At 59.3% G+C, this 16,972-nt stretch carries 19 protein-coding genes; 11 read left to right on the top strand and 8 right to left on the bottom strand.

What is annotated here, in order from left to right; all coding sequences use genetic code 11:
• Positions 1-14 precede the first annotated feature (14 nt).
• The 5 genes from bcsN to ACK9YZ_RS30195 all read right to left on the bottom strand — a co-directional run bounded on the left by bcsN (position 15) and on the right by ACK9YZ_RS30195 (position 5,269).
• Positions 15-995: a cellulose biosynthesis protein BcsN gene (gene bcsN / locus ACK9YZ_RS30215; RefSeq protein WP_416067204.1), complete on the bottom strand. Its 981-nt coding sequence runs from the start codon at positions 993-995 to the stop codon at positions 15-17.
• A 1,101-nt stretch (positions 996-2,096) separates the two neighbouring features.
• Entirely contained in the window at positions 2,097-2,789 is a 693-nt protein-coding gene (locus ACK9YZ_RS30210) for a transporter substrate-binding domain-containing protein (RefSeq protein ID WP_416067203.1), read from the bottom strand.
• A gap of 11 nt (positions 2,790-2,800) precedes the next feature.
• Complete coding sequence (hpaI, locus tag ACK9YZ_RS30205; RefSeq protein ID WP_416067202.1) at positions 2,801-3,565, bottom strand: 4-hydroxy-2-oxoheptanedioate aldolase; 765 nt, start codon at positions 3,563-3,565, stop codon at positions 2,801-2,803.
• Positions 3,566-3,572: 7 nt separating this feature from the next.
• On the bottom strand, positions 3,573-4,355 hold the full coding sequence (hpaH, locus tag ACK9YZ_RS30200; RefSeq protein ID WP_416067201.1) for a 2-oxo-hept-4-ene-1,7-dioate hydratase: 783 nt from the start codon (positions 4,353-4,355) through the stop codon (positions 3,573-3,575).
• 20 nt (positions 4,356-4,375) lie between these two features.
• Complete coding sequence (locus ACK9YZ_RS30195) at positions 4,376-5,269, bottom strand: intradiol ring-cleavage dioxygenase (protein WP_216760054.1); 894 nt, start codon at positions 5,267-5,269, stop codon at positions 4,376-4,378.
• 253 nt (positions 5,270-5,522) lie between these two features.
• On the opposite strand from ACK9YZ_RS30195, the gene ACK9YZ_RS30190 reads away from it, so the two are divergent.
• The 10 genes from ACK9YZ_RS30190 to ACK9YZ_RS30145 are packed head-to-tail and all read left to right on the top strand — an operon-like array spanning position 5,523 to position 12,886.
• Positions 5,523-6,260, top strand: coding sequence for a GntR family transcriptional regulator (locus tag ACK9YZ_RS30190; RefSeq protein ID WP_216760055.1), 738 nt, complete (start codon positions 5,523-5,525; stop codon positions 6,258-6,260).
• Positions 6,260-7,081, top strand: coding sequence for a sugar phosphate isomerase/epimerase family protein (locus tag ACK9YZ_RS30185; RefSeq protein ID WP_416067200.1), 822 nt, complete (start codon positions 6,260-6,262; stop codon positions 7,079-7,081). Before ACK9YZ_RS30190 ends, ACK9YZ_RS30185 begins: the two co-directional genes overlap by 1 nt.
• Positions 7,082-7,130: 49 nt before the next feature.
• Positions 7,131-7,799, top strand: a complete 669-nt coding sequence (locus ACK9YZ_RS30180) for an amino acid ABC transporter permease (protein WP_216760057.1) — start codon at positions 7,131-7,133, stop codon at positions 7,797-7,799.
• Positions 7,800-7,808: 9 nt separating this feature from the next.
• The gene (locus ACK9YZ_RS30175; RefSeq protein ID WP_183726508.1) at positions 7,809-8,459 is read left to right on the top strand and encodes an amino acid ABC transporter permease; all 651 of its coding nucleotides are present in this window, start codon (positions 7,809-7,811) and stop codon (positions 8,457-8,459) included.
• A 44-nt stretch (positions 8,460-8,503) separates the two neighbouring features.
• Positions 8,504-9,328, top strand: a complete 825-nt coding sequence (locus tag ACK9YZ_RS30170) for a transporter substrate-binding domain-containing protein (RefSeq protein ID WP_416067199.1) — start codon at positions 8,504-8,506, stop codon at positions 9,326-9,328.
• 19 nt (positions 9,329-9,347) lie between these two features.
• Positions 9,348-10,109, top strand: coding sequence for an amino acid ABC transporter ATP-binding protein (locus tag ACK9YZ_RS30165; RefSeq protein WP_416067198.1), 762 nt, complete (start codon positions 9,348-9,350; stop codon positions 10,107-10,109).
• Between the two features lie 12 nt (positions 10,110-10,121).
• A complete protein-coding gene (locus ACK9YZ_RS30160; RefSeq protein ID WP_416067197.1) occupies positions 10,122-10,982 on the top strand; it encodes a shikimate dehydrogenase in 861 nt (286 codons plus the stop codon).
• A 15-nt stretch (positions 10,983-10,997) separates the two neighbouring features.
• Complete coding sequence (locus tag ACK9YZ_RS30155) at positions 10,998-11,366, top strand: 5-carboxymethyl-2-hydroxymuconate Delta-isomerase (RefSeq protein WP_416067196.1); 369 nt, start codon at positions 10,998-11,000, stop codon at positions 11,364-11,366.
• A gap of 30 nt (positions 11,367-11,396) precedes the next feature.
• A complete protein-coding gene (gene aroQ / locus ACK9YZ_RS30150) occupies positions 11,397-11,846 on the top strand; it encodes a type II 3-dehydroquinate dehydratase (protein WP_132591303.1) in 450 nt (149 codons plus the stop codon).
• 5 nt (positions 11,847-11,851) lie between these two features.
• Positions 11,852-12,886 (top strand): Gfo/Idh/MocA family protein, encoded by a 1,035-nt coding sequence (locus ACK9YZ_RS30145; RefSeq protein WP_416067195.1) that lies wholly within the window; start codon positions 11,852-11,854, stop codon positions 12,884-12,886.
• Between the two features lie 354 nt (positions 12,887-13,240).
• Here ACK9YZ_RS30145 and ACK9YZ_RS30140 read toward each other — a convergent pair whose 3' ends face one another.
• Together ACK9YZ_RS30140 and ACK9YZ_RS30135 are read right to left on the bottom strand one after the other, a co-directional pair.
• The gene (locus ACK9YZ_RS30140) at positions 13,241-13,885 is read right to left on the bottom strand and encodes an alpha/beta hydrolase (protein WP_416067194.1); all 645 of its coding nucleotides are present in this window, start codon (positions 13,883-13,885) and stop codon (positions 13,241-13,243) included.
• Between the two features lie 10 nt (positions 13,886-13,895).
• Positions 13,896-14,852 carry a VOC family protein gene (locus ACK9YZ_RS30135; RefSeq protein WP_416067193.1) on the bottom strand — a complete coding sequence of 319 codons (957 nt, stop codon included), beginning with the start codon at positions 14,850-14,852 and terminating at the stop codon, positions 13,896-13,898.
• Between the two features lie 168 nt (positions 14,853-15,020).
• On the opposite strand from ACK9YZ_RS30135, the gene ACK9YZ_RS30130 reads away from it, so the two are divergent.
• Complete coding sequence (locus ACK9YZ_RS30130) at positions 15,021-16,013, top strand: LysR family transcriptional regulator (RefSeq protein ID WP_416067192.1); 993 nt, start codon at positions 15,021-15,023, stop codon at positions 16,011-16,013.
• Positions 16,014-16,083: 70 nt separating this feature from the next.
• On the opposite strand, the gene ACK9YZ_RS30125 is transcribed toward ACK9YZ_RS30130, so the two are convergent.
• The gene (locus ACK9YZ_RS30125) at positions 16,084-16,968 is read right to left on the bottom strand and encodes an intradiol ring-cleavage dioxygenase (RefSeq protein ID WP_416068462.1); all 885 of its coding nucleotides are present in this window, start codon (positions 16,966-16,968) and stop codon (positions 16,084-16,086) included.
• Positions 16,969-16,972 lie beyond the last annotated feature (4 nt).

Genomic DNA, 16,972 nt, shown 5'->3' with positions numbered 1-16,972 from the left:
ATTGGACGCGTTTGCTATTTCCGGCAGGCGGCCGTCATGGCCGCATCGCCTATGCAATCGGGTGAAGGCACGGTCACACCGATCGGCCTTGCCGTTTGTTGGATCGTTGCCGGCGCCGCCGAGGGCTGTATCGCGTTCGTCTGCGTGTCGTCATTCGGCAGCGGCACGCGCGGTCCGACGGGCGGCTGGGATACTGGCGCCACCGTTGCGGCCTGCGGCTTCGCGCGACGCACGGCCGTGGTCCGGGGCTGGCGCATCATAGCCGGAGCAGGCTCATAACCGATAGGCATGGTATTCGCACGGTAGCCGCCTTCGTCGGGATAGATTGGCGCGCCGGTCTGGCCCAGCGCCGGACTGGCTGGCGGCGGAGGACCATAGGGATTCCAGACATCGCCATCGAACGTTCCGATGACGGTGTAGCCGTAGACGATACCGAGAAGCTGGCGCTCGGGGGCACGGGCATCGCAGAGACGCAGGCGGATCTGGATCATACCGAAGTTGCGCGCCTGCGTGTGCGCGGACTGGCTGGAGCGAATCTGCTGCCACGCGTAGACGCAGGTATCGCCGGCTCGGCTGCGGCCGGAAGCATAACCAAAGGGACCGTAACTATTCTGCAGGAACGTAGCTGATGTTGCCATCGGCACACCCGGGACCGAGCGCACCATCTCACGGGCAATATCCCCTTCCCGGATCATCCTGTAGGAATCGTTGCCGACGCCGGGATTTGCGCCCGACGCGCCGAGAAATTGCACTTTTAAGAAATTCTGGCCCTGAACCGTTGAAGATGTGAACAGCGATATCGTCTGTTCCACACCATTTCCACGCTTTCGCTCAACGACGCTGACGATCGAGGGCCCTCCGGGGGGCGGCAGGACAAGCGCCTTTTCCGGCTCCACAGTCTCAGGACCAGCCGGCTGGCGCACTCCGCCTGTCGACGTGCAGCCGGCCATTATGGCCGCAACGGCCACCACCGATATCGTCTTCAGAAAATGCATATCCTGGCCGTTGCTATCGGATTCTTAGTCTCTGTCTGAACGCACAAAGCGCGACGAATTTGCGAATCAACAACCCCGATGTCGTTCATCATGAACAAACGATGCCCATGGTTAACAAATGGTCAACATCTTGCCCACGGCAGTACCTAGAAAATTCGTGGCGCTCCATCTTCGCGGGTGAGCTCTCGAGTCCTTTCCGGCTAGCAAACATTTTGCAATTATTTCATCTCTCGATTTGCTTTCTCTACGGGAATGTTCTGGGAGGCACAGATGACGGAGGAAGGGAGACGCATACCTGCGTCATCTGCTCGTAATCGGCGCCAGAAACATAGTACGATTTCCCAAAGCTCGAGCGAAGGTCGGAGGAAATTGGATCGAAGTTTTACTGCAACGATGGCACCCGATGATCGTGGCCGTCGCCTTAGTCAACAAGCTCGCCCGGATCATCTGGGCGATGATGACGAGTGGAGAGTTGTTCAGGGCGGCGCGTGGCAAGATTATATAGGCAGGAGCCAATCGAAAGGCATGAGGCGCAGAAGAAACAGATGGCCACTCAGCGGAGCTGGGGAATCGAACAAACCAGAGTCGGCATCTCTTGTCCTCGTTGCCGCAAGAGAGACGTCTCTATCCGCCACCCCGCGAGCATGAATGTCAATGGAGAACGGCGAGTGACCACCGGCTTCGACGGGTCGCCGCTTCAGGTTGATCCAACAGCACGCCAGCTTACGACCCGAGGCGTTATTCAGCCGCTTGTTCTATCGCGAAAGGGACCAACATTATTTCGGCGTCGGGCACGTCATATAGTAGCAATTGCTGCAGATTTGCTGTGAATCAGCGCCGAAGGTTGACACCTGACAAAAGGCTGCAAGCACATGAATGTTCACGCAAAATCTCGATCCAGGTGTGGTCGTCATTGGCGCCGATCGTGACCTCTCTCGATTTCCATTTCGTATTCGTAAATCAATGCCTTGCGTAAAGAGCGGCAGGGGATCAGCCTTCGGCGCTGATTCACACACCATATGGGTGGCGCGTACTTTTCCCCGTCGATCTTTGCACCGTGAGGGCGTCGTCGACTACGGCAGGCTCTAGGGAACTCCTCCTTCAACGCCGCCTACCTCTGCCGACATCCGCGCCACCGAGCCGCCGCACGAAGTCTGCGAAGAAGAGCGAGGCGTTCGTGGCCCGTTTGTGTACCGCGATCGTCTGAGGAATTCGCGAAAACAGTCCATCTACCACCCGGAAGCCTTCCATCCGCTGCGAGGCGTTTAAGAGGAATTCTGTCAGTCCAGCCGCCGCGTCGCATTCTCGGTCGGCGAGAAAGTCGAGGGCCGTCGCGGGGCTGTCGACATGGAGCACCGTCGCTCGCTTGAGTGTTCGTTCAAGCTGCTTCGTATAGGCGGCGCTACGCGCGGAAGCGATGCGAATTCCGTTGGAATCCAGCTCGCCCGCCGTCCGGTAGGGTGAAGTCACTGGAACCAGGTAGGTGGCCTCGACCGAGATGTAGGGAGGCGAGAAGCTGAAGCGATCGGTTCTTGACGGGTCAGACGCGATGAAGGCGATGTCCCACTCGCCGCCATCAGCAGCGGAAAGAATATCCGCGGCCGATCCGTATCGTATCAGGGAAAGCTCCCGATTAAGTTCATGGGCGATCCTATCCGCAATTTCCGCGCTCGGGCCTACCAAGGCGCCGGCGTTTTCGTCCCAGCGAACCAACGCTGCGTTCGACATGTTGACGGCGGCTCTAATAGGTCCGGTCGGCGCTATCTCCGACCGGACCTTATCCAAGGTGAACATGCTGTGTCTCCCTAGCGCGAAAACCTTGACGCCAGTGCTTCCGATCCTCTGGCAAGGAGAGCAATGTCGACGCCAACTGCCGTGAACAGTGTTCCCTGTGCGATGCAGCGAACCGCAAACTTCTCGTCAGCCGTCAAGATGCCCGAAGGCTTGCCGACCGCCTTCAAGCGCTCGATCGCATTCTCGATTGCCGAGACTACCTCGGGATGTCCCGGTTGGCCGGGATAACCGAGGCTGGCTGCAAGGTCCGCCGGACCGATGAAGATCCCGTCGACTCCGTCGACCCCCGCGATGGCGTCAAGCTGATCGAGCGCCTCTCGTGTCTCGATCTGCAGCAAGAGGCAGATTTCCTGTTCGGCGGTCTGTGCGTAGTTCGGCACGCGCCCGAAACGGGTGGCGCGGGTGAGGGCGGATACGCCGCGGATACCGCGCGGTGCGTAGCGCGCGGCGGCCACGGCCGCCTTCGCCTCCTGTTCATTCTGCACATATGGAATGAGAAGCGTCTGGACGCCGATATCCAGAAAGCGCTTGATCAACACAGGGTCGTTGGAGGCCGGGCGCACCACGGGGGCGACGTCGTACGGCGCGACCGCCTGCAACTGTGGAAGTACAGTGAGGACGTCGCTGGGAGAATGCTCGGTATCGAAAAGCAGCCAGTCGAAACCGGACAGTGCGACGATTTCCGCTGCGTAGCTGCCCGGAAGGCCGCACCACAGCCCGATCTGACTTTGACCGGCCCGGAGTTTCCGCTTGAACCTGTTGACGGGGAGTTCCATTAGATCCTCACACGAACGAGACGCCGATCGAGCCGACGGGGCCGTAATCGGCCTGGATCACGTCGCCCTGGGCGATGTCCACAGGGCGGGTGAAAGAGCCGGCCAGCACGATCTGTCCCTTTTTCAAACCGCCGCCCACCGCATGGAGCTTGTTTACCAACCACGCGATCCCGGCTGCCGGATGGCCCATGATCGCTGCAGAAACACCGGATTCCTCGATAATGCCATTCTTCGAGAGGGTCGCGCCCACCCAGCGGATGTCGAGGTCCATTGGACGAATGATGCGGCCCCCTACGACGATCGCCCCAAAAGCGGCATTGTCAGCGATCGTATCGGTGATCGCCCTCGGAACCTCGGTGCGATAGTCGATGATCTCGAGAGCCGGGACTACGAATTCAGTTGCCCTCATCACGTCGTAGATCCGCGTACCGGGTCCCTCGAGATCCTCGCCCATCACAAAGGCGAGCTCGACTTCGAGGCGGGGCTTGATAAAAAGGTCCGCTTTGATCTGTGCTCCGTCGTTGTAGAGCGCGTCATCGAGGATGACACCATAGTCGGGCTCGGTCATCTTGGATGCCATCTGCATCGCGCGCGACGTAAGGCCGATCTTGTGGCCTACGACCCGAGCACCCTTCGCAATCCGAGCCTCCGCCCAGAGCGCTTGAATGTTGTAGGCATCTTCAAGCTCCAGACCGGGATAGGTCTTGCTCGGTTGAACGATTGGCTTGCGGTCGGTTTCTGCTTTCAGAAGGGCGTTGGCCGCCTCTCGGCGTTCCTGTTCTGTGATCATGGGTTCGGCTCTGTCGTTGACTATTTGATTGGTGGACGCGGCAGCACGGCTTCGCCGGGCTCCATGACGTAGGTGTAGTCGAGCGAGTACCACGGGCCGTCGACGCCCGGTTCGGACGGATGCGGTTCGTCATGGCGGACGAAGTCGCCGGTCAGGGCTGTCGTCACTCCAAACTGGACGTCGGAATCGATGTTCGGATCGCTTGGATCGAAGACCTGGGAAATCAGCGTCTTGTATCCCTGCTTGAAGATCAGGGCGTGAAGATGCGCTGGTCGATACGGGTGACGTCCCTGCGCCTTTAGCAGTCGGCCGACGACGCCGTCGACCGGGATCGGGTATCCGACCATCTTCACGGTACTGAACCAGAAGCGGCCGTCGGCATCCGTGGTGAACTTGCCCCTAAGGTTCATCTCAGCCTGATCGGGATCCTGGTTTTCATAGAGTCCAACAGGAGAAGCATGCCAGACGTCGACCTCGGCACCCGCGATCGGCCTGCCGTCCCGGTCTACCACCTTGGCGCGGACATAGAGTGGCGTGCCTGGCGTGTCGGAGCGGATGATCGTGCCGCCGTTTTCGACACGGGGAGAGTTCAGGCGCCAGAACGGGCCGAGAAGAGACTGCGACGTCTCTGTCTGGCCGCTGTCGCCGTTGTTCAAAAGGCAAACCAGCGAAGATACGCCGAGAGATCCGGCCATGAGAACAAACTCGTTGTGGCTGTCCGTTTGCAGTTGTCCGATCTCGTTTAGTATCGCCGTAGCTTCGCGGAACTCGACTTCGGACAATCTCACCTCCCGCACGAATGCATGGAGATGCTTCACCATCGCGACGAGGATCTCTCGCAGACGTGGATCCTCGGTTTTGTTCATTGCCGCGAGGACAGCAGGTGTCAGCTCGCTTTCGGTTTTTATGGCCATAGGGCTACCTCCCAATGATGCCGACTATTAAAAATAATCGATTATCTGTCAATGAACGTTACGACGACTTTTTCCGTCGGTGCGGAGGAAATCAATCTAATATCTAATTAATTTATTGAATTTGCTATACTAATCCACGAAGTAAACGAGCCACAGCTAGCGAAAACGAGTTCAACTGCATTTCTCGTTGACATAAATAATCGTTTATCATATCGATCATCGACAGTTGATCAAAATCGCCAGAGGAGTAGGGATGAGCTCGACCGACGATAATGCCCCTGCGCCAATGACAGACGAGGAGACAGCGTCCGCGGGCTTTTCCGATGATGGCAAGAACACCATCGGAAGCCAGTTGGCGTCGCGTCTGCGCGAGGCGATCATCTCTGGCGAGCTGGAGGCAGGCAGCAAGATCAATCTCGACAAGGCGCGCCGCACGTTCAACGTCAGCCTAAGCCCTCTGAGGGAGGGACTTGCCCGCCTCATCTCCGACGGCCTGGTGGAGTTTCATGACAACCGTGGCTATCGCGTAGCTCCGATCTCGCTGGCGAATCTGGAAGAAATCACGACGCTCCGCGAAGAGCTCGAAGTCTTCGCGCTGCGGGAATCCATACGTCTCGGTGATGTCGAGTGGGAGAGCAATATAATGCGCTCGCTCCATCGCCTGAACCGCACGGATCGAGATGCCTCACGGCCTGAGACGCTCGAGCAATGGGAGGCTCTTCACCGGGAATTCCATCTCACACTCATTTCCGGTTGCGGAAAACCGCTTCTGTTGCATTTCTGTGGCCTCTTGCTGAACCTGAATGATCGATACCGCCGGGTTTTCCTCATCAGGACTTCCGGCGACCGGAACGTCGGGCAGGAGCACAGCGAGATTGCGCAAGGGGCGGTTGCGCGGGATATCGACTACGCCAGCGAGAAACTGCGACAGCACATCCACCGCACTGGGACGAACCTTCGAAATCATCTCGCGACGAAAGGGATCGTGTGATGGCGGCGCCTGGATCAAAATCAGAGCAACAGATTGGCGTAGCGCACTTCTCCGCCATCTCCCTGACGCCGAGCGATTTTGCGAAGGCCGCAGCGCGGGCAGGCTTTTCCAGAATTGGACTGCGGCTTAATCCGGCTTTTCCTGGAGCGCCGTACTACGAGCTGCCTGTAGGCGGCCACGCAGCGGACGAATTGAAAGCCGTGCTGCGCGGCGAAGCGCTCGAGGTCTTCGATATCGAGTTCTTTGTCATCGACCCCTCGTTCAACGTCTCGTCGCTGGAACCCATAATGGCTGCGGCCGCCAACATTGGGGCCCAGCGTCTAAGCGTGTGCGGCGACGATCCGGAGCAGAGCAGGCTGCAGTCGAACTTCACCGAATTCTGCGACCTTGCAAGCGGCTACGGATTGGCAGTCGATATCGAGAACATGGGTTGGCGGACGGTCAGAACGTTCGCTGACAGCGTTAGTCTGCTGAAATCGAGCGGTGCACCCAATGCCGGGGCACTTGTCGACGGAGTGCATTTCTTCAGGAACGGCGGAACGTTGACGTCGCTGCGCGCCGAGATCGGCAGGGTCAAGCACGTCCAGTTGTGCGACGTCGCCGGACCCGCTCCCACCACGGCCGAGGCCATGATCGCGGAGGCACGAGGCAAACGTCTTGCCCCCGGCGAGGGGGGATTGCCCTTGGGCGATTTGGTCGCCATCGCCGACGGGGCCGCATCGGTCTCGGTCGAAGTGCCTCTTTCAGGCTCGGCAGACGCGGAGGAGCATTTGAAGCGCCTGTTCGAAGGGGCGTCACGAATATTTAAGCCGGATCAATGATCCCGGCGCCGGCGAGGCGAAAGCCGCGCCGAGTGGAGGAAGCCAACACATGGGTTACACGTTTGATTTTGGTGCGGTCTTCGACCGCGCCCCGGAATTGTTTTGGGGTTCGCTTGGAACATTGGGTCTCGCCTTCGCCGGGATGCTGCTCGCTCTCGTGATCGGAATCCTGGGCGTTGCAGTGAGAACGTCGAAGATCGCGTGGGTTCGCGCTCCCGTCATCGCGTTCGTCGAAGTCGTCCGCAACACGCCGTTTCTGGTGCAGATCTTCTTCATCTACTTCGCCCTTCCGCTTATGGGCATCCGCCTCAACCCGACGATCACCGCAATCATCGCGCTGGGGATCAACGGAGGTGCCTACGCCATCGAGATCATCCGCGGGGGCGTTGAGAGCATCAGCAAGGGACAGATCGAAGCTGGGTTTGCGCTCGGGCTGCACAAGGCTGACGTCTTCCGCCTCATCGTTCTCAAGCCGGCATTGCGAGCGATCTACCCGTCTTTGACGAGCCAATTCGTGATGCTGACCTTGACCACTTCGGTGTGCACCTCGATCGCCGCATATGAGCTGACATCCGCGGCGCAACGCATCGAGTCAGATACGTTCCGAAGCTTCGAAGTCTACTTCACGGTGACCGCAATCTACCTGGTCATCTCAAGCTTAATGATGGGAATCTTCGCTTTGATATCCCGTTCCTACTTTAACTATCCGACTCGATAGGAGGCGCTCATGGGTCCCATTGGCGAAAACGAGCTGTTCTTCCTCCTGCAGGGTCTGAAATGGACCGTATTGCTGGCGATCATCGGGTTCATTGGCGGAGGCGTATTCGGCATTTTGATCGCACTTGTGCGCACGTCGAAGCATCAGTTCGCCCGGCTTGCATCATCTGGCTATATCGCGCTCTTCCAGGGCACGCCGCTCCTGATGCAGCTCTTTGTCGTCTACTACGGCGTTGCCTTGCTTGGCATCGACGTCAACGCCTGGGTCGCAGTCGCGATCGCCTTCACTCTCCACGCGAGCGCCTTCCTCGGTGAGATATGGCGAGGCTCGATTGAAGCCGTTCCCAAAGGGCAGACCGAAGCCGCGAACGCTCTTGGCCTACATTATGTCTCCCGAATGAGGGACGTGGTTCTGCCACAGGCTTTGAAGATCTCGATGCCCGCGACTATCGGCTTTCTTGTGCAGCTCATTAAGGGGACGTCGCTTGCGGCGATCGTGGGCTTCATCGAGCTGACCCGCGCTGGCCAGATCATATCGAACCAGACCTACCGCCCGCTGCTCGTCTTCGGGATCGTCGGAATAATCTACTTCATGATTTGCTGGCCTCTCTCCCATGTCGGGAGCGGCCTCGAGAAACGGATGGCAAAAGCCGCCCGCTAAGCCTGCTTCAGGAGAAGCAAACAGCACAAGAGGAGGAAAGTGTAATGAATACCAATCGCAGGAAATTTCTCGGTCTAGCGCTGGCGACCGCTACCTTCGCCACCGTTGGCGCCGCGGCAGCCACCGCGGCATCTGTCGAGGAGATTAAGTCGAAGGGAACGCTCGTCGTGGGCATCCAAGGTGACAACGCGCCTTGGGGCTTTGTGAACTCGAGCGGCAAACAGGACGGCTTTGACGCCGACGTGGCGACGCTGTTCGCCAAGGAACTCGGCGTGAAGGTCCAGTTCCAACCGCTCGCGGTGGCCAACCGTATTCCCGCGCTGACGACCGGCAAGGTCGATATTCTCTTCGCCACGATGGCGATGACGGAAGAGCGCGCCAAGTCGATCCAGTACAGCAAGCCTTATGCGGCCAACACGATTTCGCTTTATGCCGCCAAAGCCGACGCCGTGAAATCGCCGGCCGACGTGGCTGGTTGGGAAATCGCCGTGCCGAAGTCCAGCTCGCAGGACAAGGCTGTAACCGACGCGGTCGGATCGACGGCCACCATTCGCCGCTTCGACGATGACGCGGCCACTATCCAGGCCCTGATTTCCGGACAGGTAAAGGCAGTGGGTGGCAATCAGTTCTACGGGCAGAGGCTGGATGCAGCCAGCGCCGGCACCTTTGAACGAAAGATCAACTTCCTGACGACTTACAACGGTGTGGGAACGCGACTCGGCGAGAAGGACTGGAACGAGACGGTCAACGCGTTCCTCGACAAGATCAAGGGCAACGGCGAACTCGCGGCCATCACCAAGAAATGGATGGCAATCGATCTTCCCACGTTCCCTGAATCCATCCCCAACATCCCGTTTACGGTCAAGTAAAGCATAAATGGAGGGCGCCGTGCTCAATTCCCCCAACGATCAATCGACCTTGATATCCCTTGATAAAGTGCAGAAATGGTACGGCTCCTTCCACGCGCTGAAGAACATCAGTCTGTCGGTTCGCAAGGGAGAAAAGATCGTCCTTTGCGGACCGTCCGGTTCCGGCAAGTCCACCTTGATCCGTTGCATCAACGCTCTTGAATTGATTCAGGACGGCAAGATCGTGGTGGAAGGTCAACTGCTGGATGGCACCACCAAGGCGGTCGACGCCATCAGGCGTGAAGTCGGGATGGTTTTCCAGAACTTCAATCTGTTCCCGCACATGACCGTCCTGCAAAATTGCGCGCTTGCACCCATGAGAGTGCGGGGCGCAAGCCGTGCCGACGCAGAGAAGTTGGCGCGAAAGTATCTCGAGCGCGTTCGCATCCTCGATCAGGCGGAAAAGTATCCAGCACAACTCAGCGGCGGACAGCAGCAGCGCGTCGCCATTGCGCGCGCCCTGTGCATGGAGCCGAAAGCGATGCTTTTCGACGAGCCCACGTCCGCCTTGGATCCCGAAATGGTCAAAGAGGTTCTCGACACCATGATCGGCCTCGCAAGAGACGGCATGACGATGATCTGCGTGACCCATGAAATGGGCTTCGCCCGGCAAGTCGCTGACAGGGTCATCTTCATGGCTTCCGGAGAGATCATCGAGGAGGCGGAGCCCGAAACCTTCTTCAAGAACCCCAAGCATGACCGGACGAAGGCATTTCTCGGCGAAATCCTCGCGCATCACTGATCGGGCAGAGACATGGACAAGAACAAGTACCTGGTGGGCCTCATCGGCGCCGACATCCAGATGTCAAAGTCGCCGGCGCTCCATGAAACGGAAGGACGCCATCTGGGACTTGATTACGAGTACGAGCTCGTGGATCTGGCAACGCGCGGTTTGCCTCCTTCCGCGCTGCCAGATCTTCTGAACGAACTGGAAAGCCGCGGCTTTGCGGGAACCAACATCACCCACCCATGCAAACAGACCGTGCTGGCTCACCTGACGCGCCTGTCCGAAGATGCTGAGATGCTTGGAGCCGTAAACACGGTTGTGCTTCAGAATGGCGAGCGGATCGGACACAACACCGACTGGTATGGCTTCTACAAGAATTTCGAGCGCGGCTTGCCCGGCGTCGCGACGGCTCATGCTGTTCTGCTTGGGGCAGGTGGTGCTGGGGTGGCCGTCGCGCACGCTGCCGTGAAGGTCGGCATAGAAAAGCTCTCGATCTTTGATCAGGACGAGCGCCGCGCCTCCACTCTCGCCGATCAACTCAACGAGAGATTTTCAGGGGAGGTCGCAAGGCCGGTCAGAGACGTCGGTGCGGCGCTCGCCACCGCAGACGGCCTTATCCACGCCACGCCGACTGGTATGCGAAGCCATCCGGGGCTTCCGATAGATCCCGATTGGATACAGCATCATCACTGGGTCGCGGATATTGTCTATATGCCGTTGGTGACCGAGCTTCTTGCGTTGGCAAAGCGGAAGGGCTGCCGAACGCTCGCAGGCGGAGGAATGACCGTGTTTCAAGCGGCCGCAGCCTTCGAGCTTTTCACACGCCTGTCGCCCGACACGGAACGAATGTCGCGCCATTTCGACGAGTTATGCCGAGCGACAGATTGATCGGGGGACTACTCCATGCCGCATATCATCATCGACTACAGCCGAGGCGCCGATGAACGCGTCGCCATCGACGAGTTGACCCGCGCTGTTCATCGCCGAGTCCGCGACGGAGGGTTGGTCAAACCAACCGTAGTCCGCACGTTCGCTAGAGAAGCCACCGTCTCCTGCGTCGGCGACGAGCATCCCGACAATCACTTTGTGCAGATAATTGTACGCATGGCTCCAGGCCGTTCTCCGGAGGTCAAACGAGAGCTGCTGAAATCAATACTCGAAGCTGCGCGTGACGTTGCAGCCTCCGCACTGGAAACCGGCCGGCTCGGCCTCCGCGTAGATCTCTACGAATCCGACCCAAACTTCGCGTTTCAGGACATAGCCTTCGCCTGATCCCGGCAACGCCCAACAAGGACAAATGCAATGAGCCTCATCTACGTTCTCAACGGACCAAACCTAAACCTCCTCGGCAAGCGCCAGCCACATATCTACGGGCACGAGACATTGGTTGACGTCGAGGCGGACTGCCGAAAGTTGGCGTCGGAGTTGGGTCACGAAATCCGTTTCCATCAAAGCAACCGCGAATACGAGATCATCGACTGGATCCACCAAGCGCGCGAGGACGGCGCTGGCATTGTCATCAACCCGGCCGCGTTCACTCACACTTCGCTCGCGATCCTCGATGCATTGAATACATTTGAGGGCCCAGTCATCGAGATCCATATCTCCAACGTTCACAAGCGCGAGAGTTTTCGTCACCACTCCTTCGTGTCCCACCGGGCCGACGGTGTCATCGCGGGTCTCGGCACCGAAGGCTATCAACTCGGCATCCGCAGAGTTGCGACCATGCTCAAGACTGAGAAGAAGGACTGATAGCAATGACGAACCGGGTCAAGCTGGCAGTCCTTGGCGCGGGGCTAATCGGCAAGCGTCATATCAAGCATGTAATAGAGGAGCCGACCGCAGAGCTGACGGCAGTCGTGGATCCCACGCCAGCCGGCCAAGCGATCGCAAGTGAGGCGGGTGTCAGGTGGTTCCCCAGCTTTGCCGACATGATGAATTCTCAGCGCCCCGACGGAGTCATCATCGCGACACCTAATCAGGTGCATGTACAAAATGGGTTGGAAGCCGTGGAGGCGGGCGTACCGGCGCTGATCGAAAAGCCGATCGCGGACGACATCGCTGCCGGTGAGAAGCTTGTGCAAATGGCTGAGGCCAAAGGCGTAGCGCTGCTGACGGGACATCACCGCCGGCATAATCCGATGATGCAGAAAGCGAAGGAGATCATCGATAGCGGGACGCTCGGTCGGATCCTGGTCGTGAATGCGATGTTCTGGCTGTTCAAGCCGGACGAGTACTTTGACATCTCCTGGCGGCGAGAGCGTGGAGCGGGGCCGGTCTTCCTCAACCTAATTCACGACATCGACAACCTCCGTTTCCTTTGCGGCGATATAAACGCCGTACAGGCGCGTGAATCCAACGCAGTGCGAAGCAACGCCGTCGAGGAAACCGCGGTTATCATCATCGAATTCAAAAGTGGTGTTCTCGGTACTGCTTCCGTATCCGATTCCGTTGTCGCGCCGTGGAGTTGGGAGATGACGACTGGAGAAAATCCCGCTTACCCGAAAACCGAAGAGACTTGCTACATGATCGGCGGAACACACGGATCTCTGGCCGTGCCGTCGCTAGAAATATGGAGCAATCCCGAAAAGCGAAGCTGGACCGAGGCATTGGAGCGCGACAGAGCCGCATTTGTAATGGAGGACCCTCTTGTCATGCAGATCCGTCAGCTCTGCACCGTCATTCGGGGCGAGGAAGCTCCTTTAGTTAGCGCTCGGGAAGGCTTGGAGACACTGAAAGTCATTGAGGCCGTCAAGCGGTCGGCCACGATGGGAGGACGCGTCGTCCTCTAACCCGGAGCGACAGAGGGGTGGGTTCGATTCCGTTCAACTGCTCGTCAGGGAGATCTTTTGCAGCGCGGGGATATTCTGGAGGTTCAGAGCGCCGCCATGCAGTCTTCGATGTGATAGCCAGCAATCGGAAACCAAGACGGTACCGTCCGCGTAGTGCTGCCGGTGTCGATTGCAACAAGAGTGTAGGCACTGGACCCAATAACCGCCGCCGCAAACGCTGGCATTCCGTGGCTCGATGCCCGCCGCATCGCTGGCGGAAGCGTTACCCGCATACGCGCCCGGCCTGGCGCGGAGGTCAAGATCGAGATTTCGCCTGTTGACCGGGACGTTGTCCACGATGCCGGTTTGCTTACGTTACCACCAGCTCCGGTTCGAAAGCCCGCACAGGAGCTTCTCAAGCTGCGCAATTTCGGTAGAGGAAACCATATGCGACCTGTCCGGCAGAATGTCGCAATGGAGCCGCGCCCGCGCTCGGGCCAGCGCCGCAGCAGTCTGGGCGAAGGCATCGACAGGGATCCAAGGGTCCTTGTCCGAGCCGGTCAGATAGACCGGCAACCGGTCGAGGTCGGCGAAGGGGCGGTCGCAATCGGGCGTTCCTACGCGGCAACCGGTCAGGCTTGCCAGAGCGCCGTTCCACGGGCCGTGCCGCATCGCATATTCGACTGCAAGGCATGCGCCCTGGCTGAAGCCGCCGATGACGAGCGGCTTCGGGTGATTGTTCGAGCCGGAAAGATCGCCGATCAATTTCCTGACATGAGCGATCGCCTGCTCAAGCTGTTGCCGGGTGCGATCCGTCAGCACGTCGGTCGCGCGCGCGTCATACCAGCTGTTGCCGCGCGCTCGCGGCAGCAGGAAGGCAACGCCGGGCACCTTGAGCTTCGAGATCACCTGCTCCTGGATATCCTCGGGCGACTGGGTACGCCCGTGGATGAAGATGCAGTGCACTAGGGCCTCCCCGGGGTTCGCACCGAGGAAGAGCGGCGTGTCGTGGGTCGACATGATACCGGGCTCAGAATGTTGCGGGTTCGAGACCTGCGATCAGCTCCTGCCGGCGATCTTCGAACCACGGCGGGAAAACCAGCGTCGTGCCGATCTGGTCCGCCGGTTCGTCGAGCGCCCAGCCACCTTCGACCGACCAGGCGATCTCGAACAAGGCGCCGCCGGGCGAGCGGACATAGCAGGACTTGAAGTAGTTGCGGTCCTTCTGGTCCGAGACGTCGGTGAAGCCGAGGCCCTCGATATGTGCCTTGAGCTTGAGCTGGTTTTCCTCGTTGCCGGTGTTGAGGGCGAGGTGATGGATCGTGCCGCCGGCCAGTGTCCAGGTGCCTTGCGGGCCGGTCGGCTCGTGCAGTACCTCGACCATGCTGCTCGGCCCGCCGGCATTCGGCACGGAGAACATCAGGCCTTCGTCGCTGTCGGCTTCCTTTTTCATCGACATGCCGACGCCGAGGAAGTCGTCCATTGCGGTACGGTCGAAGACGGCGATGGCCGCACCATAGATGCCCTTTATGCCGTGGGCGGCACTCACGCCCTGCGCCTCATTGACGATCGACGGACGATTGTCGGCCGGGCTTTCGACCAATTCATGCGGAATGCCGCAGGGATGTTTGAAAGCGACACGGGTGATGCCGAAGCGCGAAATCTTGGCGGCCTCGACGCCCTTGCCGTTTAGCCGGTCGATCCAATAGTCGGCCGAACCGACAGGAATGGCCTGCTGGATGATCTTCGACTGATTGGTGCCGCGCTTGCCGAAGACGGCCGGCTTGCGGAAGGGGAAGGTGGTTATGATGGTCGAGGCATCGCCGTTTCGCGAGCCATAATAGAGATGATAGACGGGGATCGTGCCGTCAAACAGGACCGTGCGCTTGACCGAATAGAGCCCGAGCACCTTGGTGTAGAAGTCGTAATCCTCCTGCACGCCATCGGTGCAGAGCGTCAGATGATGATAGCCGCTGACAAGAGCCATGTCGTCCTCCTCCAAAGACATTGCCAATTCCGGATACGGTTCCTCAGCCGTCGTCATCCGAAACCACGGCGCGGTCTGCATGTTGCAGACATCCCGTGATAGCCCTGACTATAGCCAATTTACCCTCCCTCTGATTGACATTGTTCATGCAAGCTATAGCAATTTGCTATGAAGATCGTGGAAGCTCACCTTGTCCAACTCGCCGCCGTGATCGAGACCGGCGGTGTTACCGAAGCGGCCGCCATGCTGGGCATGACCCAGTCGGCGGTGTCGCGCACCATCTCGATCCTGGAAAAGCGCATCGGCGAGCCGCTCTTCGTCTCCGGCCGGCGGCCGATGCAGCCCACGCCGCTCGGCGAACAGCTCGGCCAGCAGGGCAAGGCCATCCTGGCATCGTCGCGTAAGGCGATGGAGATCATCCGCAGCTTCAAGTCTGGCTCGTCGGGACGCGTGCGGATCGGCGGGGTGCCCTTCTTCATGGATGCGGTGGTGTCGCCGATGATCGCCTCGTTCCAGCGCGGCGAGCCGGGCATTATGGTGCACCAGTCCTATGGCAACTATCCCGATCTCGTCGCCGAACTGGATTCCGGCCAGATCGACCTCGCGGTGACCCCGACCGGGTCGGTGGATCTGCGCGCCGATCTGCATTTCGAGCCGATTCTGACGGCGCGCAACGTGCTCACGTGTGGCGCCGGCCATCCGCTGGTCCGCAAGCGCAATCTCGTAACCGAGGACATCGTCAGTTACCCCTGGATCGCGCCGCTGCCGGGTTCTCCGCTGGTGCTCGACCTGCACAATATTCTGCTGACGCTGGGGCTGGCGGAAGTGTCGCTGCGCTATGCCGGCGGGTCGCTGTTGAGCGTCGTCAATTACCTCGCAGGCACCGATGCGCTGGCCATTCTGCCGCATTCCGTCGTTCATGCTTTCCGCGGTGAGAACAAGATCAGCATCATCCCGCTCGATATTCCCCAGCCCGAGCGCGTACTCGGCGTCATGACACGCAAGAAGCCCTATTCGAACCCGGCCGGCCGCAAGTTTCTCGGCCATATGCGCCGGGAGTTTGCAGAACTCCGGCGTGCAGTCGAGAAACATGAAAAGACGATCCAGTGGGTGCAGGGACCGTTCATGGGTGAACGCGAGCGTATCTCGTCTGCCGACTGATACTGCGATGAAATCGCTCAGAAGAGGATGCCATGCCGCATCCTCTCCTATTGTTATAATTAGGCCTCTGTCAGGTGCGGCTTCGCGCCAGCACGAAGTCGTGCGTCACATCCCAGAAATCACCGCCGAATTCGTAAGCTTTCGCGCGCACCGGATCATTCACCCGGTTGAACTTCGCCAGCAGGCTTTCCTTGACGCCGAAAACGGCGTCAGATTGGATGTAGGGATCGTTGGGATCGAAAATATGCGTCGTCAGCGTCTCGAAACCGTCGGCGCTGATGATGTAGTGCAGATGCGCCGGGCGGTAGGGGTGGCGGCCGAGATGGCCGAGCAATTGCCCGACGGGGCCATCGTCCGGTATAGGGTAATATTTCGGTTTCACGGCGCGGAACCAATAATGTCCATCCGGGCCGGTCCGGAAGATGCCGCGCAGATTGAAGTCGGGCTGGATGCCCTTCTGCTGCACGTCGTAGAAGCCTTCGTCATTGGCTTGCCAGACGTCGATGACGGCATTGGCAATCGGCTTGCCCTCGGTGTCGAGGATGCGGCCCTCGATGACCATGTCCTCGCCCTTGCTGTCGAGGCAGATATTGCTGCCCATCGGCAACTCCGGGGCGTCGGCGACGTGGAAGGGGCCGAGCACCGTGCTTTCGGATGCGCCCGAGGGCTTGCGGTTGTTGATCGCATCGACCAGCATCGACACGCCAAGCACGTCGGACAGCAGGATGAACTCCTGACGCCATTCGTTGCACATCTGGCCGGTGCGGGTGAGGAAGAGGATGGCCTGCATCCATTCGTCCTGCGTCGGCTCCAGTTCCTTCACTGCCTCATGCAGCTTGCGGGTAATGACTTCCATCACCTGCTTCAGCCGCTCGTCCTTGGCGCCGGCATTGCGGCCGGTCACGACCTCGACGGAGTTTTCCTCGGTGAAATAGCCCTTCTCATGTGCTTCCATCATC

It is taken from the genome of Rhizobium sp. ZK1, from assembly GCF_047782645.1.
Lineage (GTDB): Bacteria > Pseudomonadota > Alphaproteobacteria > Rhizobiales > Rhizobiaceae > Rhizobium.
Note: the sequence above shows the minus strand (reverse complement) of the source record. Positions and strands in the feature narration are given on the sequence as shown.

What these genes read in the sequence shown, in the direction of transcription:
- ACK9YZ_RS30195 (WP_216760054.1), bottom strand. Translation starts at nt 5,269, where the DNA reads ATGGCCATAAAAACCGAAAGCGAGCTGACACCTGCTGTCCTCGCGGCA.
- hpaI (WP_416067202.1), bottom strand. Translation starts at nt 3,565, where the DNA reads ATGGAACTCCCCGTCAACAGGTTCAAGCGGAAACTCCGGGCCGGTCAA.
- hpaH (WP_416067201.1), bottom strand. Translation starts at nt 4,355, where the DNA reads ATGATCACAGAACAGGAACGCCGAGAGGCGGCCAACGCCCTTCTGAAA.
- ACK9YZ_RS30145 (WP_416067195.1), top strand. Translation starts at nt 11,852, where the DNA reads ATGACGAACCGGGTCAAGCTGGCAGTCCTTGGCGCGGGGCTAATCGGC.
- ACK9YZ_RS30135 (WP_416067193.1), bottom strand. Translation starts at nt 14,852, where the DNA reads ATGGCTCTTGTCAGCGGCTATCATCATCTGACGCTCTGCACCGATGGC.
- ACK9YZ_RS30140 (WP_416067194.1), bottom strand. Translation starts at nt 13,885, where the DNA reads ATGTCGACCCACGACACGCCGCTCTTCCTCGGTGCGAACCCCGGGGAG.
- ACK9YZ_RS30155 (WP_416067196.1), top strand. Translation starts at nt 10,998, where the DNA reads ATGCCGCATATCATCATCGACTACAGCCGAGGCGCCGATGAACGCGTC.
- ACK9YZ_RS30210 (WP_416067203.1), bottom strand. Translation starts at nt 2,789, where the DNA reads ATGTTCACCTTGGATAAGGTCCGGTCGGAGATAGCGCCGACCGGACCT.
- ACK9YZ_RS30175 (WP_183726508.1), top strand. Translation starts at nt 7,809, where the DNA reads ATGGGTCCCATTGGCGAAAACGAGCTGTTCTTCCTCCTGCAGGGTCTG.
- ACK9YZ_RS30125 (WP_416068462.1), bottom strand. Translation starts at nt 16,968, where the DNA reads ATGGAAGCACATGAGAAGGGCTATTTCACCGAGGAAAACTCCGTCGAG.
- ACK9YZ_RS30170 (WP_416067199.1), top strand. Translation starts at nt 8,504, where the DNA reads ATGAATACCAATCGCAGGAAATTTCTCGGTCTAGCGCTGGCGACCGCT.
- ACK9YZ_RS30180 (WP_216760057.1), top strand. Translation starts at nt 7,131, where the DNA reads ATGGGTTACACGTTTGATTTTGGTGCGGTCTTCGACCGCGCCCCGGAA.
- bcsN (WP_416067204.1), bottom strand. Translation starts at nt 995, where the DNA reads ATGCATTTTCTGAAGACGATATCGGTGGTGGCCGTTGCGGCCATAATG.
- ACK9YZ_RS30190 (WP_216760055.1), top strand. Translation starts at nt 5,523, where the DNA reads ATGAGCTCGACCGACGATAATGCCCCTGCGCCAATGACAGACGAGGAG.
- ACK9YZ_RS30130 (WP_416067192.1), top strand. Translation starts at nt 15,021, where the DNA reads ATGAAGATCGTGGAAGCTCACCTTGTCCAACTCGCCGCCGTGATCGAG.
- ACK9YZ_RS30185 (WP_416067200.1), top strand. Translation starts at nt 6,260, where the DNA reads ATGGCGGCGCCTGGATCAAAATCAGAGCAACAGATTGGCGTAGCGCAC.
- ACK9YZ_RS30160 (WP_416067197.1), top strand. Translation starts at nt 10,122, where the DNA reads ATGGACAAGAACAAGTACCTGGTGGGCCTCATCGGCGCCGACATCCAG.
- aroQ (WP_132591303.1), top strand. Translation starts at nt 11,397, where the DNA reads ATGAGCCTCATCTACGTTCTCAACGGACCAAACCTAAACCTCCTCGGC.